Raw genomic sequence first — 25,609 nt, 5'->3', positions numbered from 1 at the left:
GAACGCTTGACGGCCCCCGGCCGCAGGTTCACACTCGCTCCACAGTCCCGCGCCGCGACCGGGACCCGAGACCCCCCGTGAGAGCTGCGGCCCGTACCCCAGTCGGCGGGGGTACGGGTCGCCTCCATGTCGGACGGGCGGGGACAGCGCCCGTACCGGGGCCCTGTCCGGCCCGGCCCGGGCCCTCTGTCAGGCGCCCGCCGAGAGGCTGCGGCGCCGCTCGCGCGCCAGGGACATCGCGTGTTCCACGACCCCCACCAGCACGTCCTTCACGGACTCCCGGTCCCGGGCGTCGCACAGCAGCACCGGGACCCCGGGGTCGAGGTCGAGTGCTGTCCGTACGGTCACCACGGGGTGCCGGTCGGCTCCGTCGAAGCAGTTGACGGCGACCACGAAGGGGATGCCGCGCCGTTCGAAGTAGTCGATGGCGGCGAAGCAGTCCGCGAGGCGACGTGTGTCCGCGAGGACGACCGCGCCGAGCGAACCCTGCGCCAGCTCGTCCCACAGGAACCAGAAGCGGTCCTGCCCGGGCGTGCCGAACAGGTACAGCACCAGGTCCTCGCGGAGCGTGATGCGCCCGAAGTCCATGGCCACGGTGGTGGTGCTCTTGCCCTCCACTCCCCCGGTGTCGTCGACACCGACGCCCGGCTCGGAGAGCCGTTCCTCGGTGCGCAGGGGTCTGATTTCGCTCACTGCACTGACCAGGGTGGTCTTGCCCACCCCGAAGCCGCCCGCGACCAGGATCTTCAAGGTCAGCGGCTCGACCGGCGACACCGCGTGCATGGCACCGGTGCGGCTAAAGCGCCCGAAGGCCATCGATCACCTCACGCAGAATGGATTCATCGGGCAGTTCTGCCGGCGGTACCGGCCTGGTCACGTGAACCAGTTCCTCGTCGACCAGGTCGCCGATCAGGACACGGACGACCCCGACCGCGAGGTCGAGATCGGCCGCGAGTTCGGCGACCGACTGTGGTCGGCCCCGGCACAGCCCGAGGATGTGGGCGTGTTCCGGGGAGAGGGTCATGTCCCAGACCGGATCGTCGGCCGCCGGTTCGGCGACGACGAGCGCGATCAGGTCGAGGCGGTGCTGTCCCGCATGGCTGGTCCGGCCGCGGGTCATGGCGTACGGACGGACGACGGGACCCGCGTCGTCGTCGAACCAGTGCGCGTGTTCGGGATCCGGGTGGGACGGGTCGTCGTAGGACGGTTCGCCGTACGACGGATCGCCGTAGGACGGATCGTCGGTGAAGCCGGCGGCAAGCTCGCCGGGGTGGTCCTGGCCTGGATCGCTCATGCCCTACGACTCACCCTCCGGCTGGCAGCCCGGTGCGCGGGGCGGTCGCCAGGTGGTCGCCGACGCGCTTGACCATGAGCGTCATCTCGTACGCCACCTGCCCGACGTCGGAGTCGGCGTCGGCCAGCACGGCCAGGCAGCTGCCGTCGCCCGCGGCCATGACGAAGAGGAACGCCTCGTCGAGCTCGACGACGGTCTGGCGGACCCGGCCGGAGTCGAAGTGCCGCCCGACGCCCTTGGCCAGGCTGTGGAAGCCGGAGGCGACCGCCGCCAGGTGCTCGCTGTCCTCGCGGGTCAGGTCCTTGGAGCTGCCGGTGGGCAGGCCGTCGCCGGAGAGGACCACCGCCTTGCGAATGGAGCCGACCCGGTCGACGAGCTCGTCGAGGAGCCAGTTGAGCGGGCCGGAGCCGCGGCCCCTGGTGTCGTTGCCGGTCTGCGGTGCGGTCATCGACCGTCCCCTTCGTTCTCGTTCGCGGGACCGCCGGCGGCGGAGGTGCCCGCCTCGGTCTCGGACTTCTGCTGTGCGTGCTGGTTGCGGCCCGCCGTCCAGCCACGCTGGAGTGCGGACATGCGCGTACGTACGTCTTCCGCGTCGCGGTCGGCCACCTGGTCGGGTGCGGCTTCGGCGGATGCGGCGGACGTGGACTTCTTGAGCTGGGGCGCCAGGCTGGCCTGGCGGACCCGGCGGGGCAGGCCGCCGATGCCGGGGGCGGGTGCGGCGGCCCCGGCATCGGATCCGGCCGCGGGGGCCGGGTCGGGCTGCGGGACCACGGACACCGGGCGGGGCTCCACCCGGCGGCCGTGGTCGGCGACCAGAGTCGGGGTCGGGCGGCGGCGCGGCAGCGGTACGGCGCCCTGGGTGCGGGATCCGTCCGGCCGCGAGGCCTCCATGCGCTGGGTGTCGAGCCGGACCGGGCCGGTGGGCGCCAGCGGCTCGCGGTCGCGGTCGCCGCCGTTGCGGGAACCCGGGCGCTCGGCGTGCCGGTCGGTGTGCGGCCGGTCCGCCGGACGCAGGCCCAGCAGGGCGCTGCGCGGGGTGCCGTTCGGCGGGGTCTCGTCGTCGAGGGTCGCCATGACCGGACGGCCGGCGGCGCCGGTGCGGCTCGTGATCGCCGTGGGGGCGTCGTCGAGCACCCCGGAATCGTCCAGGCCGTCGAGGCGGTCCAGGTCGTTCAGGCCGTTCGGACCGCCGCCCACGAGCGGGGCCTCCAGCTCGACCGGGCCGCGCAGTTCGGCCGCGGGCAGGGGGCGGCCCGAGGGGGTGCGCTCCATGACGGCGGGTGCGGAGCGCTCGGCCGCGCCCCTGCCCAGGTGGCCGGCCTTCTCGGACCTGCCGGGCTTGGCGGCGGCCCGGGCGCCGTCGAACCGCGCGCCGGCGCCGTTGGTCTCGGGGGCCTCGGTCAGCAGGGCCACGGGCAGGAAGACCACCGCGGTGGTGCCCCCGTACGGGCTGGGCTGGAGGACGACCTTGACGTTGTGGCGCTGCGCGAGGCGGCTGACGACGAACAGGCCGAGGCGGTCGGTGTCGGAGAGTTCGAACTCGGGGGTCTCGGCGAGCCGGAGGTTCGCGTCGAGCAGCGCCTCCGGGGTCATGCCGAGGCCGCGGTCGTGGATCTCCAGGGTGAAGCCGTTGGCGACGCGCTCGCCGTGCACCTGGACCGCGGTGTGCGGCGGCGAGAACACGGTGGCGTTCTCCAGGAGTTCGGCGATGAGGTGGGTGATGTCGGCGACGGCCGGGCCGACGATGCCCAGGCGGGTGAGCCGGCGGACCTCGATGCGCTCGTAGTCCTCGACCTCGGCGACGGCGGCCCGTACGACGTCCATCAGCTGGACGGGCTTGCGCCACTGGCGGGAGGGCGCGGCGCCGGACAGGATCACCAGGCCCTCGGCGTGGCGGCGCATGCGGGTGGTCATGTGGTCGAGGCGGAAGAGGTCGGCGAGCTCCTCGGTGTCCTCGGTACGGCGCTCCATGGTGTCGAGGAGGGTCAGCTGGCGGTGCAGCAGCACCTGGTTGCGGCGGGCCAGGTTGACGAACACCTCGGAGACGCCGCGGCGCAGGTCGGCCTGCTTGACGGCGGCCTCGACGGCGGCGCGCTGGAGGGTGTTGAGGGCCTGGCCGACCTGGCCGACCTCGTCCTTCTCGTACTCGAGGTGGGGGGACTCGGTCTCCACGTCCACCTGTTCGCCGGCGGCGAGGCGGCGCATCACGCTGGGCAGCCGGACGCCGGAGGCCTCGTGGGCCTCCTTGCGGAGCCGGGACAGGTCGCGGACCAGGTCGCGGCCGATGCGCACGGAGAGGATCAGGGACACGATCAGGGCGAGGAAGCCGAGGATGCCGGCCGCGGCGGCCTGGACCATGACGTCCCGGGCGACGGGCTCGATGCGCTCCTGGTAGCGGTCGCCGGCGGCGGTGTTCATGGCCGCCAGGTCCTCGAGGACCTTGCCCGCGGCCTCGTCCCACTGGGCGGCGGTGACGGTGCGCGGCTTGTTGACCGCGCCGCCGGCTATGAAGCGCTCCTCGGCGTCGCGCAGGGGCTTGGTCGCGGGGTCCTTCCAGTACTGCTCGAAGCGCTCCCGGTCGTCGGCCGGGAGGGTCACGAGGTTGAACTCGTAGAGCAGGGTGCGGTTGGCGGCGAAGTCGGAGACGTGGCGCACGTCGGGGGCGGTCACGTTGCGCGCGGCGAGCGCGGAGGCGATGACGGCGTCCTCGCGGGAGAGCAGTTCGCGGGCGCGGCTGATGCCGACGAGGGCGCGGCCTTCCTTGTCCACCTCCACGTTGTCCAGGCCGTGGAGGTTCATGAGGAAGTCGTAGCAGGGGTCGACCAGCCGGTTGTAGAGGTCCAGGGCCTGGCTGGGGTCCAGGGCGTTCTGGTCGACGGAGCGGCGCATGGAGCCGATGCCCTGGAAGGCGGAGACGATCGAGCGCAGGCGCTGGGCGCTCTGCGTGCTCAGCTCGTCGATGACCTTGGGGTCGCGGGCGCTGACGCTGATCGCCTCGACGGCTTCGTCGGTCTCGGCCCGGCGCTTGGTGAGTTCGGCCGTGGCGGTGGCGGCCCGGGGGTCGCCGAGGACGACGAGGGTCTGGCGCCGTTCCTTCTGGATGACGCGGGCGACGTCCTCGATCGGGTAGCCGACCTTGTCGATGACGTAGGCCACGTCGAAGAGTTGGATGGCTTCACGGCCGGTGATGACCGTGGCGAAGCCCCAGAGCGCGGTCAGGGAGACGAGCGGCACAAGGAGCAACGCCACGATCTTCCGGCGGATGGACTTCCCGCGAAAGCGCATGGCCTCCCCAGCCTCCCCCAGGTCAACCCCGTTACCGGGGGTCGGTGTTCCGTCATTTAAACGGCGTGAGCCTACTACTGCTGGGGAGCAGCTTCGAAGGCGTGTCCGGACGTTTTCGGCCTGCCTCCGGTGCGAAGATCACCAGTTGTCCGACACTTCCGGTCAAGTGCAGCCCGTTATGTGGCAGATGACACTTGGTGAGGCCTCCCTTCCTGCAACCCGATGGATGGCTGGAATTGTTCGTTCCGCGATCATTTCGGCTCGTGGAGGCATCCGCGATGCGGGAATCTCTCGGCACCGCCGAACGTCTCTCTGTTCGAGGGGGCACGTCGGATCCGGCGTCGTGGGTAGACGTCATGGGTGGACGTGACGAGCGACGTGGTGAGTGACGTGGTGAGTGGAAGCGACGCAAGGACATGGCGGACCGCGCGGTGGGGAGTGAGCGGACCATGAGCAGGTACGAAGTCGGCGGTACGGGAGCGGGAGCGGACGCGGGGGCGGGCGCGACCGGGCGGGGACTGTGGGTCGAGGAGCCGGCCCGGCGGCACCGGATGCCGGATCCGGTACGGACCAGCGCGGTGCGGGCGGTGCTGATCGTGTCCGTCACGCTGACCCAGGCGACGATCACGTTCTTCCTGACCCTGACCGGGTCGTGGCTGGCCCTGCCGATGGCGCTCGGCGCGATAGCGGGGACGATCGTGGCCACCTGGGGGGTGCTGGACGTGTTGATCACCCGCCAGATGTGGAACCAGCGCTACGGAGTCCTGTCGGAGCCGAGCAGCACGGCGCGCAGGCTCCGCCGTGAGGCCCGCCGGGCCTCACGGGCGGACCGGAAGGCCCCCAGGGCCCGGGAGGCCGCCGCGGGCCGAATACCCCGCGAGGACGGCCCTCTGGCGGCCTCCGGGCGCTACTCCACCCGCTGACGCCCGCCCGCGCGCGGCACCACCCGGGCCGCGCCCGCCGGGCCGCGGCGCCCGGACTGCGGCGCCCGGACTGCGGCGCCCGCGGGCGCCGCAGTCAGGAGACGCCGCTGCGGCGGAACATCCGGGTGGCCGTGATCTCGCCGTGGATGGTCTCCTCCTCGGGGGACTGCTGCGGCAGCCCCGGGCGCAGGTGTTCCTCGACGCTGATGTACTTCAGCCCGGCCCGCAGGTCCGCGTCATTGCGCAGCCGGATCACCAGCGGGAACTCGGCGAGCGCCGTGGTGTCGAACAGGCCCGTCGTGTACAGCAGTTGGACGCCGAGCGCGTCGGAGACGGCCCGCTGGAGCTCCAGCAGGTACGTGGCGTTCGCGCGGCCGATCGGGTTGTCCAGGAACAGCGTGCCCGCGTGCCGGTGCTTGTCGCGGCCGCGGTCGTTGCTGCGCAGCGCCGCCATCGTGCAGTACAGCGCGATCGCGGCGGTCAGCAGCTGCCCGCCGGAGAACACGTCGCCCATCTGCCCGACCGGCACCCGCTCGGCGCGCAGCACCGCGTCCGGCTTGAGGATCTCCACCGAGATGCCCTTGGGCTCCAGGGCCGCCTGGACACCCCGCAGCAGCAGGGACATGCCGTCACGGCGCCCCTCGCCGAAGGAGGCGCTGCTGTTCTTCTTCACGGCCGCGCGGGTCGCCTCGTCGATGACCTCACCGAGCCGCTCGGTCAAGGTGGCCTGGTCGGGCTCCTCGAAACGGATCCGCAGGAACTCCTGGCCCGACCATTCGCCGAGCCCCTCCGGCAGCTGCGAGAGCCGCTGCGCGGAGCGGAGCGTGGCCAGGGCCGACTCGACGAGGCCGCGCAGCCGGTCGACGATGCTGTCGCGGTTGCGCTCCAGCTGCGCCAGCTCGTCGGTGAGGACGCGCAGCCGGGGCGCGAAGGCCGCGGCCCAGGCCGCCGCGTGCTCGGGCAGCGCGGAGGCGGGCAGTTCGCGGATCTGCTGGCGCGCGGGGGTGCGTACCTGCTCGTAGCGGGTGGCGTTGGCGTGCCGGACCAGGATGTCGCTCGCCTCGCGCACCGCGGACTCGGCGGCGGAGAGGTCGGCCGAGCAGCCGCGCAGGGAGCGGCGGGCCTCGGTGGCCGACTGGCGGGCCTCCTCCAGGGTGCCCGGGTGGGGCACCGGCTCCTGCTCGTCGTCCTGGTGGGTGTGGTCGCGCAGCAGGTCCCGCAGCAGCGCCGCGGTCTCGTCGAAGCCGCCGGCGCCGTCCTCGGCGGTGCGGTGGGCGCGCAGCAGGTCCGCGTGGGCGGCCCGGGCGCTCTCCACGGCCGCGGTGTGGGCGGCGAGCTGGGCGGTGGCCGTACGCAGCAGGGCCTGGGCCTGCTCGACGTCTTCGGGGACGAGTTCCTCGGGCAGCTCGGTGTGCGCCTCCCCCTCGGCGGGGGCGTGCCGTTCGGCCTCGCCTCGGAGTCGGCCGAGCTGCTCGCTCGCGGTGGACGCGCGGGTCTCCAGCATCTGCACGAGCGCCTCGGCGCGGGCGGCCGCGGCCTGCCGGGAGGGGCCGTCGGCGCCGTCGGTGCCTTCGAGGAGCTGGGCGGCCCGGGTGCGGACCTTGTTGGTGAGGCGGTCCAGTTCGGCGAGGGCGGCGCTCTCGTCGCTCTCGGCGCGGGCCTGTTCGGCGCGCAGGTCGGCGCCGACGCCGACCTTCTCGTAGAGCTGGGAGGCGGCGCGGTAGGCCTCGCGCAGGTCGGGCAGGGGCGCGCGCGGGCCGTCGCCGTCGGGCAGCCGGTCGGGGGCGCCGGCGATCTCGGCACGTTCGGCGCGCAGGGCGCGCGCGGTGCGGCGGGCGTCGTCGGCGGCGCGCTGGGCGGCCCGGCGGTCCTCGTCGGCCGCGCGCGCCCGGTCCAGGCACACCTCGGCGCGGGCCTCGAACTCGGCGGCGTCGTCGGCGAGTTCGCGGAGCTTGGCCTGCCAGCCGGCGCGCTCGCGCAGCCGGAAGGCCAGTCCCGCGAGGGCGTCGGCGACGCGGCGGGCGCGCTGGGCGGTGTCCTGGCGCTCCTCGCGGACGCGGGCCGCGTCGGCGGCGGCCTCGTCGGCCTCGGCGCGCACGGTACGGGCCTCCGCGAGCTCGGCGTCGGCCTCCTCGGCGAACATCCGGGCGGCCGCGGCCGCTTCCGCGAGTTCGGTGAGGCGGCCGGGCGGGCAGCCGGTGCGCCAGGAGGCGAGACGGGCGGCGAGCTCGCGGTCGCCGCCGAGGCGGGCGGCGAGGTCGCGGATCTCGGTGTCGCGGGCGGCGGCGCGGGCCCGCAGCGCCTGGCGCTCCTCGTCGGCGGCGTGCTCGTCGTGCATGGCCGGGTTCGGCGGTACGAGGAACACCCCGGAGTCGGCGTCGTCGCCGGCCGGCGGCAGCGGGGCCAGCAGGGCGGCGGCCGTACCGACGGCGACGGTGGAACGGGGCAGCAGGGCGGCGCCGGAGAGGACCTCGCGGGCCCGGCCGTGGGTGTCGGGGTCGGTGATGACGACGCCGTCGACGAGTTCGGGACGGGCGGCGAGGACGGCGGCGTGGTCGGCGGGGTCCACGGACTGGGCGAGGTAGCGCCAGCCGGGCAGGGCGGGGATGCCGTGCTCGCCGAGGTACTCGACGGTGGCGAGGACGTCCGGGCCGGGCGGCAGCAGTCCGCCGTCGCCGAGCGCGCCGAGGATGCGGGCGTCGTCGGCGGCGGCGGTGCGGAGCTCGAAGAGCTGGCGTTCGGCCGCGGCGACCCCGTCGGTGAGCAGGGTGCGCAGGTCGTCGGCGTTGCGGTCGAGGTCGGCGACGGTCAGCCCGCTGCCGCCGGCGGCCACGGTGTGGCCGGGGGACGCGGTGGCGGTGCCGGGGTGTCCGGCAGCGCCGGAGGAGGTGGCCGCGACGGCCGCGTCGGCCTGCGCACCGGCGCGCGGGTGCGGGAGGAAGGCATCGGGGACCTGCGGGAGGCCCAGCAGCTCCGCCAGGCGCGGCGCGGCGGCGAGGGAGGCCGCGGCCCGGTGCTCCGCGCCGTGGGCGGCCTCGGCCGCGTCGGCGGCGTCCGCGGCGCGGGCGGCGGTGAGTTCGGCGCGGGATTCCGCTGCGGCGGCCTCGCGGGCGGCTTCGGCGGCGGCACGGGCGGCTTCCCGGGACTCGTCCCAGGCGGCAACGGCGCTCTTCTCGGCGTCGGTGGCGGCGAGGGCCGCGCGGGCCGGGTCGGCGTCGGGGGCGGTGTCGTCGAGCCAGCCGGCACGCACGGCCTCGGCGGTCTCCTGCTGGACCTCGGCGAGCCGCGAGCGCAGGTGCTCGGCCTCGCTGCGGGCCCGCTGGGCGGCCGTGGCGGCGGCGGTGGCGTCGCGGTGGGCGTCCTCGCCGGTGGCCTGGAGGGCGGCGGAACGCTCCTCCTCCTCGTTGGCGAGCCGCTCGCCGTGCTCGGCGGCGGTGTGCAGGGCGCGGACGAGCTCGCCGGCGGCGGTGGCACGGGCGGCCAGGGCCGGGGCGGCGTCCCGCTCGGCCTCCAGGATCGCGGCAGCGACCCGGGCGGAGCGGTCGGCGGCGGCGCGGTGGCGCAGCACGTTCTCGGCGGCCTGCCAGGCGGAGTGGAGCGTGCGGGCCTCGAGGAGCTCGCGGCGCTGCGCGGCGGCGGCCTTGTCGGCGACGGTCAGGGCCAGCGAAGCGTGCCGGTAGGCGAGTTCGGCGGAGACGGCCGCACTGCGGGTGCGGGCGGACTCGGCGGCGGTGACCTGGTGGGCGGCGCCGGTGACCTGCTGGGCGAGGTCGGCGGCCCGGCCGCGCTCCTCGGCGGCGCGGGCGGACAGCCGGCGGGCGAGGGTGCGCGTACGGCGTTCGGCGCCCGCGTGGACGTCACGCAGCCGGGAGCGGGCCTGGGCGGCCTCGACGATGCGGGTGAGCAGGTCCACCGAGCCGGCGGTGAAGTCCCGTTCGGCCATCAGCTCGGCGCGGCGGCCGAGCTTGTTGCCGAAGCCGTGGACGAGGTCGGCGAGGCCGTCCGTGTCGCGGGTGTCGGTGACGGCGCGCAGCAGGAGGTCGGTGAAGTCGGAGTCCTTCTTGACCGCGAAGAGGCCGGCCGCCTCGCCCTCGTCGGCGTTCATCTCTCGCTGGTAGCGGAAGAGTTCGGGGTCGAGGCCGACCTCGGTGAGGTGCTCGTTCCAGCGGTCGTGGATCTCCTCGAAGTACACCTCCAGGTGCGGGTACACCTTTCCGGCCTCGGTGAGGGCGTCGCGGAAGCCCTTCATCGTGCGGCGGCGCCCCTGGGCACCGGAGGCGCCTTCGACGGGCGGGCGTACGGAGGTGGCCTCGGCGACGGGCAGGCTGTCGAGGCTCAGGCCGGGGCCGGGACGGAAGGAGTACCAGGCCTCGGCGAACTTGCGCGGGTCGTTCGAGACCTGGCGGCCGCGCCATTCGCTGACCTTGCCGACGACGACGCACTCACCGGTCTGGGTGTGCTGCCACTCCAGGGCGACGTGGCCGCAGTCGTCGGCGAGCAGGAACTTGCGCAGGACGCCGGAGCTGGCGCCGCCGAGGGTGTTGCGGTGGCCCGGCAGCATCACCGAGAAGATCAGCTTGAGCAGTACGGACTTGCCGCCGCCGTTCTCCAGGAAGAGCACGCCGGCGGGCGCGGGGCGGCGCGGCGGCCCCGTGGGCTCGTCCTCGAAGAACTCCGCCTGCGTCGGCGCCGGATGGGGCACCGGCTCGCCGACTCCGCGCAGGTCGAGCACGGTGTCGGCGTAGCGCGCACCGGCGGGCCCGATGGAGTAGAGGCGGATCCGGGACAGCTCGTACATGGCGGCGGACTCTCGTGGTGTCTGGGTGAGGCAGGGCGTACGGGATCGGGCGCGGGGTGCGGGGCCGGGGGCTCAGGCGTGGAAGGGAAGTCCCGCGTCGGCGGCCAGGTCCAGGTCGTCGCCCTCGGGCGGCGGCAGCAGGGTGGCGGAGCCGTCGGTGACGGCGACCACGCCGAGCTCCAGCAGCTCGGCCATCGCCGCGCTGCCCGCCATGTCACGGACCTGGAGCTGGTAGCGGGGGGTGGTGCGGTAGGTGCCACCGGCCTCGTCCCCGGTGCGCTGGAGGAAACCGGAGTCGGTGAGGAAGGCGGCCGCCTTGCCGACGATGCCGGTGGTGGAGCCGGCGAGGCGGCGGGCGTCCTTGGTGGCGCCGGTCGCGCTGCGGCGGGCGTAGACGCGCCAGGCGGCCTCCAGGCCGGGGGCGTCGGAGGCCGGGTCGGTGTTCTCGCCGAGCTCCTCGGCGCGCTCCTCCAGGCGGCGGCAGGTCTGCCGGACGAAGGCGTCGACCCCGTTGACGGTGATGCGGCCGATGTAGCCGTCGTCGGCGAGGTCCTCGGGGCGCGGGAAGGCCAGGGCGGCGACGGCGAGGTTGGCGAGGCCGTGCAGGAAGCGGTCGGCGGAGTCGGCGGCGGTACGGCGGGCGTAGTCGCCCATCCGGACGGCGAAGACGGAGTCCTCGTCGGCGGCCACGGCCATGCCGGCGCGCGGGGACACCTCCAGGACGACGAGGCCGAGGCCGGTGGCGACGGCGTCGGCGAGACGGCCGAAGGCGGGGTCCTCGCGGTAGCGGCGGAGCAGCTCCGCGTACTCGGCGTCACGGGCGGGGAGCAGCTTGGGCTGCAGCCCGAAGGCGACGAGCCGGGCCGCGTCGGCGGCGTCGGCGGGGGTCACCGCCGCGACGGCGGCGGGCGCGGCGGGAGCCGACGGCGCGTCGGGCTCGCTCCACGCGGGGTGCTCGGCGTGGTGGTCGCTCACGGGTGCGTCTCCTCGGCGGTACGGGGCGTACGGGCGGTGCGTGCGGTGCCGCGTGGCGGTGCGGCGGCGGTCGGCCTGTTCAGCCTCGCCGGCGTTTGAGGCGCGGGGTCCGGGGCGGCGCCCCGGGAAACCCGGCTCCGCCGGGCACCGGGCTCCGCCCGGACCCGCGCCTCGAACGCCGGCGAGGCTGAATACGCAGCCGGCCGGGCTGAAGGCGGAGCTAGGGGGGCTGAGGGCGGAGCCGGCGGGGCTGAACAGGCGGTCCGGCGCGGCGGTGCGGGCTCGTGCACGGTCATGCCGCCTCCGCGCGGTCCGCCGCCATGCCGGCGGCGTCCAGCAGCGCGGTGCCGACGATGAGGTCGGCCCCGCCGAACTCGGGGTCGTCGAGCTGCGTGCCGTCGTCCACGGCGAACAGCAGCCGCTCCTCCCCCTGCCGGTAGGCCGTGCCGACGGCCGGGCTCGCCGCGTGGACGGCCAGCAGTGCCACCAGGTACGGCAGGTCCGGGTCGCTGCGGCGGGCCTCCGCGAGGAGGCCGGACAGTCGGCGCGGCGCGTCGTGCGGGAGGTCGAGGAGCTCCATCGCGGCGGCGAGCTGCTCCTCGCTGAAGCGGCTGTCGTCGGGGGTGGCGATGAGGTCCGGCTCGGGCATCTCCGCGCCGAGGTGCTCGCGCTCCACCGGCGGGGTCAGCAGGATCTCGACGAGGTCCGCGACCCGCACCGAGACGGGCGTGCGCAGTCCCGCGCCGGAGGCGAAGAAGGCGGCGGTCACCCGGCCGGCCTGCTCCAGCGGGAGCGGCAGGAGCGGCGCGACGAGCTGCCCGTACAGGTCGATGCCGGAGCGCGGCGCCGGGGCCGCGAAGGCCTGGCGGTCCTGTTCGGCGCGGAACAGCGGGCCGGCGTCCAGCAATCGGGACTGGAGTTGGGTGTGCCGGCGGATGCAGTCCTTGACGATGTCGACGAGCTCGGCGGCGCGGCGCTTGTTCTCCGGCTCCTCCGCCTCGTCGCGCGCCTTGCGGATGTTCGTCAGGATCGCGTTCTCGTGGCGGTAGCGGTCGGCGACGTGGTCCAGGGCCTCGGCGATCATGTCGGGCACGGCCTGGAGCCAGTCCACCGCCCGGACGTTGCGGCGCGTCGCGTCCAGGGTCCGGCGCAAGGTCTCGGCGTACTGGACGGTCCGGTAGCGGGCCTGTTCGGCGGCGAGCTGGGCGTCCGCCAGCCGCCCGCGGCTGATCAGCACCTCCAGCTTGACCTCGGCGGCGATCTGGGCGCTGGTGACGTCGGTGTCGAGGGCGCCGACCAGCACGTTGACGGCCTCGTCGGTGGTGCGCAGGTAGACCACGCCGCCGTGGCCGGGGACCTCTTCGATGAGCTTGAAGTCGTAGTCCCGGCGGACGTACACGCCGTCGGGGCCGAACGTGCCGTAGATCGCGCGGAATCCGCGGTCCACGCTGCCGACGTTGATCAGGTTCTCCAGGACCCAGCGGGCCACCCGCTCGTGCTCGGCCGCCGGGCGGGACGGTGCCTGGGCCGCGACGCGCGGCAGCAGCCTGGCCACTATCTGCTCGTGGTCGGCACCCGTGTCGAAGTCCATGTTGAGGGTGACCAGGTCGATCGCGGCCAGCGCGACCTCCGCCATCGCGTAGACCCCGTACTCGCCGGCCAGATTGGCCTTGCGGACGTCGAGGTCGTGCAGCGGGGCGGTGCAGGCGAGGGCGCGCAGCCGCCGGGCCAGGCCCTCGTCGGCGGCCGGGCCCGGCGCCGGGGACGGAAGGGTCTTCGCCGGGGCAGGGAGAGTCACGGACAAAGACTAGGTCCTGTTGCTGACAACATCCCAAACGGCATGGTTCGGCCGGATCGTCCCCGGCCTCGGGGCCGGCCCCCTGCTCTACGCTCGGCGCATGGCTTCCATGATCGCATCCGCTCCCGTGATCGACCTCAACGCCGACCTCGGTGAGGGCTTCGGACGCTGGACGCTCACCGACGACGAGGCCCTGCTGTCCGTGGTGACGAGCGCCAATGTCGCCTGCGGCTTCCACGCCGGGGACCCGTCCATCATGCGCCGCGTCTGCGAGCTGGCCGCGGAGCGGGGGGTACGGATCGGTGCGCAGGTGTCCTACCGCGATCTGGCCGGCTTCGGGCGGCGCTCCATGGACGTGCCGCCCGGCGAACTCGCTGACGAGGTGGCCTACCAGATCGGGGCCCTGGAGGTGTTCGCCCGGGCGGCCGGCTCCCGGGTGTCCTACGTGAAACCGCACGGCGCGCTCTACAACCGCACCGTGCACGACGCCGACCAGGCCGCCGCGGTGGTCGCGGGCGTCCGGCTGGCGGCCGGGTCCGGTGCCACCGGGGGCCTGCCCGTCCTCGGGCTGCCCGGGTCGCTGCTGCTCGCCGCCGCCGCGGAGGCCGGGCTGGCGCCCGTACCGGAGGCCTTCGCCGACCGTGCCTACACGCCTGCCGGGACGCTGGTGCCGCGCGGCGAGCCGGGCGCCGTGCTGCACGACCCGGACGCGGTCGTGGCGCGGGCCGTCCGGATGGCCGCCGAGGGGACGGTGGCGGCCGCGGGCGGGGCCGAGGTCGAGGTGGCCGCGCGCTCGCTGTGCCTGCACGGGGACACCCCGGGGGCGGCCGTTCTCGCCCGCCGGGTCCGCGAGGCGCTGGGCGCGGCCGGGGTGCGGGTGGAGGCCTTCGCGTGAGGACCCTGGTGGTGGGCGGCGAGGCGCTGCTGATCGAGCTGGACTCGGCGGAGCAGGTCGCCGCGCTCCATGCCGAGCTGCTGCGCCGCCGGGACGCGGGCGAGCTGGGGCCCGTACGGGACCTCGTGCCGGCCGCGCGAACGGTCCTGCTGGACGGGGTGGGGGATCCGGCCTCGCTGGGTGCCCGGATCGCACGGTGGGAGGTACCGCCGCTCGCGCGGGCGCAGGGGCCGCTGGTGACGGTCCCGGTGCGGTACGACGGCCCGGACCTCGCGGAGGTGGCCCGGCGGTGGGGGGTGACCCCGCAGGAGGTGCCGAAGATCGTCGGAGCCATCGAATTCCGGGTGGCCTTCTGCGGATTCGCGCCGGGCTTCGGCTACCTGACGGGCCTGCCGGAGCGTTTCCACCTGCCGCGGCGGGAGTCGCCCCGTGCGGCCGTCCCGGCGGGCTCGCTGGCGCTGGCCGGGGAGTACGCGGGGGTGTATCCGCGCTCCTCCCCCGGCGGCTGGCAGCTGATCGGCTCCACGGACGCGGTGCTCTGGGACCCGGAGCGGGAGCCGGCGGCGCTGTTCGCGCCCGGGGTCCGGGTCCGCTTCACGGAGGGCGACGGCCGTGGCTGAGGGGCTGGTGGTGGTGCGGCCGGGTGCGCTGACCACGGTCCAGGACGGGGGCCGCCCGGGGCACGCGCACCTGGGGGTCCCGCGCTCGGGGGCCCTCGACACGGCGGCGTACGCGCTGGCCAACCGGCTGCTGGGCAATGGGCCGGGCGCGGCGGCGCTGGAGACGACCCTGGACGGGGTCGTGCTGCGGGCCCTGGCTGCGACGGTCGTGGCGGTCACGGGCGCGCCCTGTCCGGTACGGGTATGCGGGCGCCCGGTGGCCTGGGGAGCGCCGGTCCGGCTCCCGGCCGGGGCGGAGCTGGAGGTCGGCCGCGCGGAGTCGGGAGTGCGCAGCTACGTCGCGGTGCGGGGCGGCCTGGGCGTCCCGCCGGTCCTGGGCAGTCGCTCGACGGACCTGCTGTCGGGCCTCGGGCCGCCGGTCCTGTCGGCCGGGATGCTCCTGCCGGTGGCTGCGGCGGGCCCGGATCCGGTTCCGGCGGCGGATGCCTGCGGGCTGCCGGGGGCGCCTTCGGAGCTGGTGCTCCCGCTGCGGCTCGGGCCGCGGGCGGACTGGTTCACGGGGGCCTCGCTGGCCGGGCTGTGGCGTGCGGCGTTCCGGGTGTCGGCGATGTCGAACCGGATCGGGCTGCGCACGGAGGCGGGCCCGGCGCTGGTCCGCGCCCGGGCGGGCGAGCTGCCGAGCGAGGGCATGGTGCTGGGTGCGGTCCAGGTCCCCCCGGACGGTCTGCCGGTGGTGTTCCTGGCCGATCACCCGGTGACGGGCGGCTACCCGGTGGTGGGCGTGGTCCCGCCGGGCCCGGCCCTGGACGCGGCGGCCCAGGCCCGGCCGGGGGTGCCGGTGCGGTTCTCGGCGGCCCGCTGAAACGTTCGAGGGGGCTGATGCCGGCCGTAGTGGGAGGGGAGGCGAGGGTTCTCGTTCGCACTCCTGCCGAACGAAGGCCACCCTTGCGCCCTGGCTGTGCTCCGCGGCCGCACGCCGTCACAGCACTCGGCCCGGCCCCCTCGTGTCAGGGGGCCGGGCCGAGGCGCGTGGTGGTGGGGGCCGGCGGGGCTACACAGCGGACTCCGGGGCGATGCGGCTGCGGACGGCCGACTGGACGTCCTCCTCCTCGGCCGGGTCGGTGGCCAGGCGGCGCAGTCGGGGTGCCACGCGGGCGTCGGCCGTCTCGGCGTGGTGGGCGGCCACCTCGCGGGTGGTCTCCTCACAGTCCCAGAGGCATTCGACGGCGAAGCCCGCCGCGAAGGTGGGGTCGGTGCTGGCCAGGGCCCGGGCGGCCCGGCCGCGCAGGTGGGACGAGGCCGTCTCGCGGTAGATGTGGCGCAGCACGGGGGCCGCGCAGCTGATGGCGAGCCGGCCGGCCCCGTCCACCAGGGCGAACAGGCGCCGGGTGTCCGGGCCCGCGCCGCGGACCGTGGACCGCAGGGCGCCCAGGACCAGGACGGCGTCCTCGGCTCCGCCGCGCGCGGCGAGGGTGGCCGCGGCGGCCTCACCGAGGGCGTCGGGGCGGTGGACCCAGCGTCGGGCCCGTTCGACGGCGTCGGGGCCGCACATGCGCTCGTAGGCGGCCACGGCGGGCTCGTCGGCGGCGGCTTCGATGAGGTCCAGTACGGCCGGGTTGTCCGGTTCGGCGAGGACCAGGTGGTGCAGGGCGGTGGCCCTGGCGGCCTCGCCGTCGGCGCCGGCGGCGGCCGCGAGGATCGCGGAGCGGTCCTCGGGCTGGGCCACGGCGGCCAGGCAGCGGGCTGCGGGGACGTGCAGCGGGGTGCCGCGGCGCAGGCCGTCGGCGGCCCAGTCGAAGACGGCCTGGACGCCCCAGCCGGGCCGGGGCCCGCTCGGGCTCATCTGGCGCTGCCAGCGGTCGAAGGAGCCCTGCTGGCGGGCGGCGCGCAGGCGCTCCCCGTACTGGGGGGTCTCCTCCCACAGGCACCACGGGCGGGGCTCGTAGGCGTCGCGGACGGCGGCGGCCAGCCGCGCCTCGCCCTCCGCCGTGGCGGGGAAGCGGGCGAGGACGGCCGCGGCCAGGGACCGCAGGCCTTCGTCGTCGTCGCGCAGGGCGAGCTCGTCGAGGGCCCAGGCCCAGTTCGCCCCGGAGGCCGCGTACCGGCGCAGCAGCATGAGCGCGTCGTCGCGGCCGTACGAGGCCAGGTGGCCCAGGACGGACAGGGCGAGGCCCGTGCGGTGGTCCTCCTCGTCGACGAGGTCGTCGGCGCTGAAGAGGTGGGCCTCGATCTCGCCCAGCGGACCGGCGAGGTCCAGGTAGAGCCGGGCGTAGTACAAGGAGCGGTTCTCGACCTGCCAGTCCTGGCGCGGATCGCGGAGCACGCACTGGTTGAGGGCCTCGAGGGCCTCCGCCCTGGGTGCCGCGAGTGCGTGCAGCGTGCCGTCGCCGCGGCCCCGCTGAAGGAGCCCGAGCAGGGTACCGCTCGGTGCTATGACTGGTTCGAACATGGGAATGGCCTCAAATCAAGCTGGGGACGCAACCGGGAATCGGGATTCACAGGGCCGCGTAACAGCATGTGAGGACGTCCGCCGTCATGTTCCGCTCGATGTAGACCATTGCCTTCTCACTCTCGTCGGTGCTTCGTGATCATGGAGGCCGGGCCGGCCTCGCACACCCTTCGTGTCTCGCTCGCCCGCTTCTGCCCGTCCCCCGTGCTCGCGAATCGAATCCGACGCCATGATGACCCAGGCGGTTTGTGCGCCGCGACCACATTTATGGCCGCCGTGACCAACCTGTGAGGTCGGGATGTGCGCGGGCCGGGCCGGATCCGAGGCAAAACCGGACTACTTGGCTCCGAAAAGTTCCAGCAGGTCGGCCTTGGCGAACATGCGCGCCGTGTCCACGGCGGAAGGAGTTCCGGCGTTCGGGTCGGCCCCTCCGGCGAGCAGGGCGCGGATGACGGCCTCCTCGCCCTTGAAGACCGCACCGGCGAGCGGGGTCTGGCCGCGGTCGTTGGCGCGGTCGGCCTCGGCGCCGCGGGCCAGCAGGGCGGACACGGCGTCGGCGTGGCCGTGGTAGGCGGCGAGCATGACGAGGGTGTCGCCGCGGTCGTTGGTGAGGTTCGCCGGGACGCCTGCGTCCAGGTAGGCGGTGAGCGTCTCGGTCTCACCCTGGCGGGCGAGGTCGAAGATCTTGGTTGCCAGCTCGATGACGTCCTCGTCGGGGACGCCCTGGGAACCGGAGCCCTCCGCGGCGTGCTCGCTCATGGTTCGTACCGCCTTTCACTCGTTGCTGACATGGTCCACCCGCCCGTCGCGACAGCGAGGACCCGGCCGGGGCCGGGCGGGCAGGGGGGTGCACGGCACTGCGTCCGTACGGGTGAATCGCCAGAGTAGCGCCCTGGCCTGCACATGTCCGGGTCGGGCCGAGGCAATGATCGGCCTCGACCCACCCTGCGCCGGGCGCGCCAGCCGGGCTGAGCCGGTCAAGTGAAAAACCCGCGAATTCACCCGTATGCACCTTTTGTCGCATTGATACTTCCTGTGAGCCTGGAACAACTGATGGTGACTGTCCCCACCCACCAGGAGAAAACCTCATGGTTCTGTCCATCTCAGGCGTGGTCCTGCTCGGCATCATCTGCTTCCTCTTCTTCAAGAAGGACGGGATGAAGCTGACGCACGCGTTCGTCTGCTCGCTCTTCGGCTTCTTCCTCGCCGGCTCCGCCATCGCCCCGAGCATCACGGCGAGCACCGCGAGCCTCGCGAGCCTGCTCGGCGGGATCAAGCTCTAGCCCGGCCATCACACAGCGACGCCAGCGACACCCGAATCACCGTCACACCCACAACTCCAGGAGACGCCCGTGGCCCGGCGCCCACTTCCCCGCATCCTCAGCAGCGGCACCGTGTCGCTGTCCCGGGGCCGCGACCTCGCTCGCACGGCCGCCGACAGTGCCACGGACGTCCTCCATCCGCTCCTCGTCATCGGACGCGGCCTGCGCATCCTGGCCGCGGCCGGGCGGCGCCGGTGGTCCGAGACCCCCAAGGACAAGCGTGGTCCCGCGCTGTTCCTGGGGGCCGCCTGCGTCCTCGTGGTCGCGCTCGTCCCCTACGGCCCGCCCCTCGCCCTGATCACCCTCATGGCGGCGGCGGCCTGGTACGGACGCGACCGCACCCCGGCGAAGACCGGACCGAGCGATGCCGAGACCGAACGGCTCGGCTCCCTCTACGAAGCCCTCGTGCCGTACTTCTCCATCCCGGAGGACCCGAATCCGCTCTTCGCCCACGGCGGGGACTGGGACAAGGCCTTCAGCGGCTACGAGTTCGACGAGGCGGGCCGCATCACCCGGCTCCACATCCGCTACCCGGCCTACTTCACCGACGGCGAGGCCACCTCACGGGCCCGGATCGAGGCACTGCTGCACGCCAAGTCCGGGCGCGGACGGGAGTATCTCTTCGACTGGGACGAGGAGGGCAACCAGCTCGACCTCAAGGTGCTGGCGGCGCTGCCGACGGGCATCGCCGCCCAGCCGTTCGTCACCTCGCCCGGCGAGACCGTACTCGGCTTCACCGACGCCGGCAGCGTGCAGCGCACCCTGCCCGTCCAGGAGGGCGACGAGCCCCGCGACGTACCGCCCGTGATCTGGCGCACCGGGCCCCGCTCCACCGAACCCCACCTGCTGGCCGTCGGCCAGCCCGGCAGCGGCACCTCCACCCTGCTGCGCTCCGTCGCCCTCCAGGCCCTGCGCCACGGGGGCGACGTACTGATCGTCGACGGCGGCGGCAGCGGCGAGTACGCATGCCTGGCCGGCCGCAGCGGCGTCCTCGCCGTGGAGTGCGGGCCGACCGGGGCGCAGGCCACGCTGGAATGGGCCGCGCAGGAGACCGAACGGCGGCTCATCGCCACCCACCGGGCCCGGGAGGTCGGCCGGCCGGCGCCCGAGGACACCCGGCGGCCGCTGTGGATCCTGCTGGACCAGCCGACCGTGCTGGCCCACCTCTCCGTCGCCGAGGGCGGCCCCGACCCGCTGGCCCAGTTGCAGGTGCCGCTGCGGCACGGACGGCCCGCGCACGTCACGGTGGTGGTGGCCGAGCAGTTCGGGCACCTGGAGCTGCTCCACGACGCCGTCTGGCAGCACACCCGTGCCCGCGTCGTCCTCGGGCCCGCCGCCGTCCAGCAGGTCGCGGACGTACTGGGACTGCCGCCGCACACCACCCCGACGGCCCAGGTGCCGCCGGGACGCGGGTACGCCCGGCTCGGCACCGGGCCCGTGCACCGGCTCCAGGTGCCCGCCACCCCGGACCCGTACGACGAGGCCGCGCAGCCGGCGTACCGCCAGGCCGTGCTGGAGCTGCTGCCGGGGCGGCCCGCGCCGGGCGGGGGCGGTGGGCGCGACCACGGCGCGCCGGACAAGCCGCTCCAGGGACACCCGCCGGCGCAGGGCTCGGCCCTGGGCGCCCCGGAGGTCCCGGCCGACGCCCCTTAGGCCGGTGCGGCGGGCCCGGGCGCGCGCCGGGGCATTCCTCGGGCGCCGAACGCGGCCACGGGCCGGAGCGTGAGGGGCGGTTGCGTTCGGCGCCCTGCGCGGACGCCCCGGCACGCACCCGCCCCCGTCCCAACCGGCGGGCAGCGGGTCCGGCGCCCTACGCCACGAAGGTGCGGGGCGGCTCGGCCCCGCTGCCGCCCGCGCCCGTGCCGACCAGCCGGGCCGCCGCGGCCAGCCGGGAGGCGGCCTCCTCGGCCACCGGCCCGCCCACGGTGAACGGCAGCCGGACGTACCCCTCGAAGGCGCCGTCCACGCCGAACCGGGGCCCCGAGGGCACCCGTACGCCGACCCGCTCCCCCACCTCGGCCAGCCGGGAGCCGGAGAGCCCGCCCGCGCGGGCCCACAGCGTCAGCCCGCCCCGCGGGACCTCGAACTCCCAGTCGGGCAGTTCCCGGCGCACCGCCGCGACCAGCGCGTCGCGGTTCTCCCGGGCCTGCCGGCGCCGGATCCCGACGGCCTCCTGCCAGCCGCCGGTCCGCATCAGCCAGTTCACCGCGAGCTGTTCCAGCACCGGGGTGCCCAGGTCGGCGTAGGCGCGGGCGGCGACCAGGCTGCGGATGACGTCCGGGGCGGCGCGGACCCAGCCGATCCGCATGCCCGCCCAGAAGGCCTTGCTGGCGGAGCCGACGGTGATGACGGTGCTGCCGGCCGGGTCGAAGGAGCACACCGGGCGGGGCATCTCCAGGTCCGGGTCCAGCTGGAGCTCCAGCATGGTCTCGTCGGCCACCAGGACGGTGCCGGCCGACCGGGCGGCCTCCACCATGGCGCGGCGCTGGTCCTCGGAGGCCAGGGCCCCGGTCGGGTTGTGGAAGTCGGCGACCACGTAGGCGAGGCGCGGGGCCGAATCGCGCAGCACCTGCCGCCAGACGTCCATGTCCCAGCCGGTGAGGCCGTCGGCCATGGCGACGGGGACGAGGCGCACCCCGGCGGCGCGCATGAGCTGGAGGATGTTGGCGTAGGAGGGGGACTCGACGGCGATCCGCTCCCCGCGCCCGGCGAAGAGGCTGCAGATCGCGTCGATGGCGCCCATCGCGCCGGTGGTGACCATGATCTGCTCGGGCATGGTGGGAATGCCCTGCTCGGTGTAGCGGTCGGCGAGCATCCGGCGCAGCGCGGGCAGGCCCGCCGGGTAGTCCCCGTGGGTGTGCGCGTACGGCGGCAGCTCCTCCAGGGCGCCCTGGACGGCCTTGGTGAGCCAGGGCTCGGGGGCCGGGAGCGCGGCGCAGCCGAGGTCGATCATGGAACCGAGGGACTCGGGCGGCAGCGGCTCCAGGCCGCGGGCCGGCAGCGGGTTCCCGGCCGGGACGGAGGTCCAGCTGCCGGCGCCGCGGCGGGACTCCAGGAACCCCTCCCCGCGCAGGGCCTCGTACGCGGCGGCGACGGTGGTGCGGCTGAGCGAGAGGGCGACGGCCAGCTCGCGCTCGGCGGGCAGCCGGGCGGCGACCGGGACGCGGCCTTCGAGGACCAGGAGCCGGATGCCGTCGGCGAGGGTCCGGTAGGCGGGCAGCTTGCGCGCGCCGGGGGCGCTGGGGCGCTCCTGCTGGGAGGTGATGAGGCGGGCGAGCTGTGCGGCACCGACCGCTGAGGTCCATTCGGCCATGCTGTCCGGTCCACCTTCGTCGCATTGGCCTCGCCCGACCGGGGGCGGCGCCGGTATTGGATTGCTTCCGCGCCCACAGCCTGTCACGCCGGAGGCCACCCGGGCCAGGGTGGGGTGTGCGTATGCACGGTGGCGGCGGCCGGGTGGTCGGGGAGACGCGCCGTTCATCAGGCAGCCATGCGGCCGCACCCGTCCCACGGGCAACAAAGGGCATACTGCCGCCGTGACGCACGTACGCCTTCGCCATCCCTATCTGGACCACCCGGCTCCGATCCCCTTCGCACACCGTGGAGGTGCCGCGGACGGTCTGGAGAACACCGCCGCCGCCTTCCGCCGGGCCGCAGAGGCGGGCTACCGGTACTTCGAGACCGATGTGCACGCCACGGTCGACGGGAAGCTGGTCGCCTTCCACGACTCCACCCTCGACCGGGTCACCGACGGCCGGGGCCGGATCGCCGAGCTGTCCTGGAAGCAGGTCCGCGAGGCGAAGGTGGCGGGCACCGAGCCGCTGCCGCTCTTCGAGGAGCTGCTGGAGGAGTTCCCGGACGCCCGCTGGAACATCGACGTCAAGGCCGAGTCGGCGCTCCACCCGCTGGTCAACCTGATCGCACGGGCCGGGATCTGGGACCGGGTCTGCGTGGGCTCCTTCTCCGAGAGCCGGGTGGCCCGCGCCCAGAGGATCGCCGGTCCGCGGCTGGCGACCTCCTACGGCGTGCGCGGCGTGGTCGGCCTGCGGCTGCGCTCGTACGCCATTCCCGCGGCGCTGCGGGTGGGCGCGGTGGCGGCGCAGGTCCCGGAGACCCAGGCCGGCATCCGCGTGGTCGACCGCAGGTTCGTACGCACCGCACACGAGCGGGGACTCCAGGTGCACGTGTGGACCGTGAACGAACCGGAACGCATGGAGGCTCTCCTCGACCTGGGTGTCGATGGCATCATGACCGACCGGATCGACATCTTGCGCACGGTGCTGGACCGCCGCGGGGCCTGGGCCTGACTCGCCCTTCGTCCCCCGCGCGGGCCCGGAGGCCGCTGCCGTACGGGACCAGCGAGGGGGACACCGCATGAGTGCGGAAGAAAGCAGCAGGACCGAGGAAGCGGAACCCGGGGCGGAGGACGGCAGAGCGGCGGCCGCCGTGCCGGTGCAGACCCCGGCGGCGAACGGGACGCCGACGGCCGAGACCACTGCCACGGCTGCGACCACTGCGACAGCTTCGACCGCCGAGCGCAAGCGCGAGCAGCGGGGCTGGTACTTCTACGACTTCGCCGTCTCGGTCTACTCGGCGAGCGTGCTGACCGTCTTCCTCGGCCCCTACCTGACCGCGGTGGCCAAGGCCGCCGCGGACTCGGAGGGCTTCGTGCACCCGCTGGGCATCCCGGTGCGGGCGGGCTCCTTCTTCGCGTACTCGGTCTCGGCCTCGGTGATCCTGGCCGTCCTGCTGATGCCGCTGGTGGGCGCCGTCGCCGACCGGACCGGGCGCAAGAAGCCGTTGCTGGCGGCGGCCGCCTACACGGGCGCCGCCGCGACCGCCGGGATGTTCTTCCTGGGCGGTGAGCGCTACCTCCTGGGCGGCCTGCTGCTGGTGGTGGCCAACGCCTCGCTGTCCGTCTCGATGGTGCTCTACAACGCCTATCTGCCGCAGATCTCCACCCCCGACGAGCGGGACACCGTCTCCTCCCGGGGCTGGGCCTTCGGCTACACCGCGGGCTCGGTGATGCTGGTGGTGAACCTGGTCCTCTTCCAGGGCCACGACTCCTTCGGCCTCACGGAGGGCGAGGCCGTCCGGATCTGCCTGGCCTCCGCGGGCCTGTGGTGGGGAGCCTTCGCCCTGATCCCGCTGCGCCGGCTGCGGGACCGGGCCGTGGTCCGGGAGCCGGGGTCGGCTCCGGCCGTCAGCGGCTGGAAGCAGCTCGTGGCCACCTTGAAGGACATGCGGCGCTACCCGCTGACCCTGTCGTTCCTGCTGGCGTACCTGATCTACAACGACGGCGTGCAGACGGTCATCTCCCAGGCCTCCATCTACGGCTCGGAGGAGCTGAAGCTGGAGCAGTCCACCCTGATCGGGGCGGTGCTGCTGGTGCAGATCCTGGCGGTGGCCGGCGCGCTCGGCATGGGCCGCCTCGCCCGGATCTACGGAGCCAAGCGGACGATCCTGGGCTCGCTGGCGGCCTGGGCGGTGACGCTGGCGGCGGGCTACTTCCTGCCGGCCCGGACCCCGGCGTGGTTCTTCGCGCTCGCCGCGATGATCGGACTGGTACTGGGAGGCAGCCAGGCGCTGTCCCGTTCCCTGTTCTCCCACCTGGTGCCGGCGGGCAAGGAGGCCGAGTACTTCTCCGCGTACGAGATGAGCGACCGGGGCCTGAGCTGGGTGGGGCCGCTGGTGTTCGGCCTGACGTACCAGCTCACGGGCAGCTACCGGGACGCGATCATCTCGCTGGTGGTCTTCTTCGCACTGGGATTCGTGCTCCTGGCGCGAGTGCCGGTGCGGCGCGCGGTGGAGGCGGCAGGCAATCCTGTACCGGAGCGGATCTGAACGCGGGTCCGCGAGTGCGCACCGCCCGCATCCACGAACGAATTCCGAACGAATTTAGACGTTGAAGCAAAGGGCCGGTAGTGTACGCCTTTGGCCTGCCAGGCGGACCGTTACTGCGCGCTCAAGAAGCGTGGACGTTGGGTGACATCTGCTGCCAGATGTGACAAAACGGGCACTGGTGGGTACAACAAGGGGCGGCACGACGGGCGACGCACGACCCGGAGCGGGAATCTATACCGCCGACCGGACGTTGACCGGATGACGACGACAGCGACACCTGTCCTGTGGGCGACAAGCCCGGGAGGCACGATTCATGAGTGAGCGAGCTCTCCGCGGTACGCGCCTCGTGGTTACCAGCTACGAGACGGACCGCGGCATCGATCTGGCCCCGCGCCAGGCGGTGGAGTACGCATGCCAGAACGGACATCGATTTGAGATGCCGTTCTCGGTTGAGGCAGAAATTCCGCCGGAGTGGGAGTGCAAGGCGTGCGGCGCCATGGCACTCCTGGTGGACGGGGATGGGCCCGAAGAGAAGAAGGGCAAGCCTGCGCGAACGCACTGGGACATGCTCATGGAGCGACGCACCCGCGAGGAGCTGGAGGAAGTGCTGGCCGAAAGGCTTGCAGTCCTGCGTTCCGGCGCCATGAACATTGCCGTGCATCCGCGGGACAGCCGCAAGTCCGCCTGACAGCCGGACGGATCCACACAAGCCGAGGGGCCCCGCCACACATCGTGTGGCGGGGCCCCTCGGCTTTGCTCCGTGCCGGCCCTGCGGCTTCCCGGTTCTTCCCGGTTCTATGGGGTCAGCGGCGGGCGGTAGGCCGTGTCCGGGCCGTCCTGCTGCCCCGGCCGGTCCTCGCGGACGACCTCGCCCTGGACGATCTTGCCGTCGGGGTAGTGGATCCGGGCCTGCTGGAAGGCGTCACCGACGCTACCGGCCGGGGCCGAGGTCATCTTCCGCTCGAGCGAGCGGGCGGCCCTGCGGCCGATCCAGGCCCGGACGGGCGGCAGCAGCAGGACCAGGCCCGCGGCGTCGGAGATCAGGCCCGGCATCATCAGCAGCAGGCCCGCCAGCATCGTGAGGCCGTTGCCCTGGCCGGGCTGCTGCGGCGTGGGCTGCTGCCCCTGCTGGGCCTGCTGGAAGGTGTTCGCCAGGTTCTTGAAGGCACGCCGCCCGGCCCGCTTGATGACCACCGCGCCCAGCACGATGCCACCCACGAGCAGCGCCGCCACGGCGAGCCCGCCGGCCACGTCCGCGATCACGGTGAGCAGCCAGATCTCGAGGATCAGCCAGGCGGCGATGGCCAGGGGAAGGAAGGTACGGGCGGGCGAGCGCCGCCGGGGGGCCGTGGAAATGCCGGTCGTCATACCACCCAGTGTGCCTGGGGCCGCATAAAAGCGACCTC

General features: G+C 74.3%; 20 protein-coding genes. 9 read left to right on the top strand and 11 right to left on the bottom strand.

The annotated features are described in order from the left end of the window. Window positions 1-189 precede the first annotated feature (189 nt). Genes B6R96_RS29440 through B6R96_RS29425 form a run of 4 tightly spaced genes read right to left on the bottom strand, consistent with a single transcriptional unit; the run spans window position 190 to window position 4,579 of the window. Window positions 190-816 (bottom strand): GTP-binding protein, encoded by a 627-nt coding sequence (locus B6R96_RS29440; RefSeq protein WP_030389931.1) that lies wholly within the window; start codon window positions 814-816, stop codon window positions 190-192. Continuing rightward, window positions 797-1,294, bottom strand: a complete 498-nt coding sequence (locus tag B6R96_RS29435; protein WP_063782810.1) for a DUF742 domain-containing protein — start codon at window positions 1,292-1,294, stop codon at window positions 797-799. Before B6R96_RS29435 ends, B6R96_RS29440 begins: the two co-directional genes overlap by 20 nt. A gap of 10 nt (window positions 1,295-1,304) precedes the next feature. Then, a complete protein-coding gene (locus tag B6R96_RS29430; RefSeq protein WP_030016314.1) occupies window positions 1,305-1,742 on the bottom strand; it encodes a roadblock/LC7 domain-containing protein in 438 nt (145 codons plus the stop codon). Next, entirely contained in the window at window positions 1,739-4,579 is a 2,841-nt protein-coding gene (locus B6R96_RS29425) for a nitrate- and nitrite sensing domain-containing protein (RefSeq protein ID WP_053177070.1), read from the bottom strand. Before B6R96_RS29425 ends, B6R96_RS29430 begins: the two co-directional genes overlap by 4 nt. Before the next feature lie 449 nt (window positions 4,580-5,028). On the opposite strand from B6R96_RS29425, the gene B6R96_RS29420 reads away from it, so the two are divergent. Beyond that, the gene (locus B6R96_RS29420; protein ID WP_081525310.1) at window positions 5,029-5,502 is read left to right on the top strand and encodes a hypothetical protein; all 474 of its coding nucleotides are present in this window, start codon (window positions 5,029-5,031) and stop codon (window positions 5,500-5,502) included. Between the two features lie 94 nt (window positions 5,503-5,596). Here the strand turns inward: B6R96_RS29420 and B6R96_RS29415 are convergent, their stop codons facing one another. The 3 genes from B6R96_RS29415 to B6R96_RS29405 form a co-directional block, all read right to left on the bottom strand. Next, entirely contained in the window at window positions 5,597-10,300 is a 4,704-nt protein-coding gene (locus B6R96_RS29415) for a hypothetical protein (RefSeq protein ID WP_081524101.1), read from the bottom strand. Window positions 10,301-10,372: 72 nt separating this feature from the next. Then, complete coding sequence (locus tag B6R96_RS29410) at window positions 10,373-11,275, bottom strand: hypothetical protein (RefSeq protein ID WP_081524100.1); 903 nt, start codon at window positions 11,273-11,275, stop codon at window positions 10,373-10,375. Window positions 11,276-11,567: 292 nt separating this feature from the next. After that, window positions 11,568-13,073, bottom strand: a complete 1,506-nt coding sequence (locus B6R96_RS29405; RefSeq protein ID WP_030389937.1) for a hypothetical protein — start codon at window positions 13,071-13,073, stop codon at window positions 11,568-11,570. Between the two features lie 100 nt (window positions 13,074-13,173). On the opposite strand from B6R96_RS29405, the gene B6R96_RS29400 reads away from it, so the two are divergent. Genes B6R96_RS29400 through B6R96_RS29390 form a run of 3 tightly spaced genes read left to right on the top strand, consistent with a single transcriptional unit; the run spans window position 13,174 to window position 15,450 of the window. Next, window positions 13,174-13,968: a LamB/YcsF family protein gene (locus tag B6R96_RS29400; RefSeq protein ID WP_078972310.1), complete on the top strand. Its 795-nt coding sequence runs from the start codon at window positions 13,174-13,176 to the stop codon at window positions 13,966-13,968. Next, a complete protein-coding gene (locus B6R96_RS29395; protein ID WP_081524099.1) occupies window positions 13,965-14,588 on the top strand; it encodes a 5-oxoprolinase subunit B family protein in 624 nt (207 codons plus the stop codon). Before B6R96_RS29400 ends, B6R96_RS29395 begins: the two co-directional genes overlap by 4 nt. Continuing rightward, window positions 14,581-15,450, top strand: coding sequence for a biotin-dependent carboxyltransferase family protein (locus tag B6R96_RS29390; protein WP_107475602.1), 870 nt, complete (start codon window positions 14,581-14,583; stop codon window positions 15,448-15,450). The genes B6R96_RS29395 and B6R96_RS29390 overlap by 8 nt, the downstream gene beginning before the upstream one ends. A gap of 189 nt (window positions 15,451-15,639) precedes the next feature. Here B6R96_RS29390 and B6R96_RS29385 read toward each other — a convergent pair whose 3' ends face one another. Both B6R96_RS29385 and B6R96_RS29380 read right to left on the bottom strand, forming a co-directional pair. Next, a complete protein-coding gene (locus B6R96_RS29385; RefSeq protein ID WP_053704716.1) occupies window positions 15,640-17,037 on the bottom strand; it encodes a hypothetical protein in 1,398 nt (465 codons plus the stop codon). A gap of 336 nt (window positions 17,038-17,373) precedes the next feature. Continuing rightward, window positions 17,374-17,796 (bottom strand): ankyrin repeat domain-containing protein, encoded by a 423-nt coding sequence (locus B6R96_RS29380; RefSeq protein ID WP_051779809.1) that lies wholly within the window; start codon window positions 17,794-17,796, stop codon window positions 17,374-17,376. Between the two features lie 329 nt (window positions 17,797-18,125). Here B6R96_RS29380 and B6R96_RS29375 point away from each other — a divergent pair, with 329 nt between their 5' ends. Together B6R96_RS29375 and B6R96_RS29370 are read left to right on the top strand one after the other, a co-directional pair. After that, window positions 18,126-18,320 (top strand): hypothetical protein, encoded by a 195-nt coding sequence (locus tag B6R96_RS29375; RefSeq protein WP_030031218.1) that lies wholly within the window; start codon window positions 18,126-18,128, stop codon window positions 18,318-18,320. A gap of 69 nt (window positions 18,321-18,389) precedes the next feature. Next, a complete protein-coding gene (locus tag B6R96_RS29370; RefSeq protein WP_081524098.1) occupies window positions 18,390-20,012 on the top strand; it encodes an ATP-binding protein in 1,623 nt (540 codons plus the stop codon). A 157-nt stretch (window positions 20,013-20,169) separates the two neighbouring features. On the opposite strand, the gene B6R96_RS29365 is transcribed toward B6R96_RS29370, so the two are convergent. After that, complete coding sequence (locus tag B6R96_RS29365) at window positions 20,170-21,672, bottom strand: SCO1417 family MocR-like transcription factor (protein ID WP_030389944.1); 1,503 nt, start codon at window positions 21,670-21,672, stop codon at window positions 20,170-20,172. 223 nt (window positions 21,673-21,895) lie between these two features. On the opposite strand from B6R96_RS29365, the gene B6R96_RS29360 reads away from it, so the two are divergent. The 3 genes from B6R96_RS29360 (at window position 21,896) to B6R96_RS29350 (ending at window position 24,891) form a co-directional block, all read left to right on the top strand. Then, entirely contained in the window at window positions 21,896-22,666 is a 771-nt protein-coding gene (locus B6R96_RS29360; protein WP_030389945.1) for a glycerophosphodiester phosphodiesterase family protein, read from the top strand. Between the two features lie 67 nt (window positions 22,667-22,733). Next, window positions 22,734-24,203, top strand: a complete 1,470-nt coding sequence (locus B6R96_RS29355) for an MFS transporter (RefSeq protein WP_107475601.1) — start codon at window positions 22,734-22,736, stop codon at window positions 24,201-24,203. A 313-nt stretch (window positions 24,204-24,516) separates the two neighbouring features. Beyond that, window positions 24,517-24,891 (top strand): RNA polymerase-binding protein RbpA, encoded by a 375-nt coding sequence (locus B6R96_RS29350; RefSeq protein ID WP_007262928.1) that lies wholly within the window; start codon window positions 24,517-24,519, stop codon window positions 24,889-24,891. 107 nt (window positions 24,892-24,998) lie between these two features. On the opposite strand, the gene fxsA is transcribed toward B6R96_RS29350, so the two are convergent. Further along, window positions 24,999-25,571, bottom strand: coding sequence for an FxsA family membrane protein (gene fxsA, locus B6R96_RS29345; RefSeq protein ID WP_081524097.1), 573 nt, complete (start codon window positions 25,569-25,571; stop codon window positions 24,999-25,001). Window positions 25,572-25,609 lie beyond the last annotated feature (38 nt).

The organism is Streptomyces sp. Sge12, from assembly GCF_002080455.1.
Lineage (GTDB): Bacteria > Actinomycetota > Actinomycetes > Streptomycetales > Streptomycetaceae > Streptomyces.
This window is presented reverse-complemented; position numbering and strand designations above follow the sequence as displayed.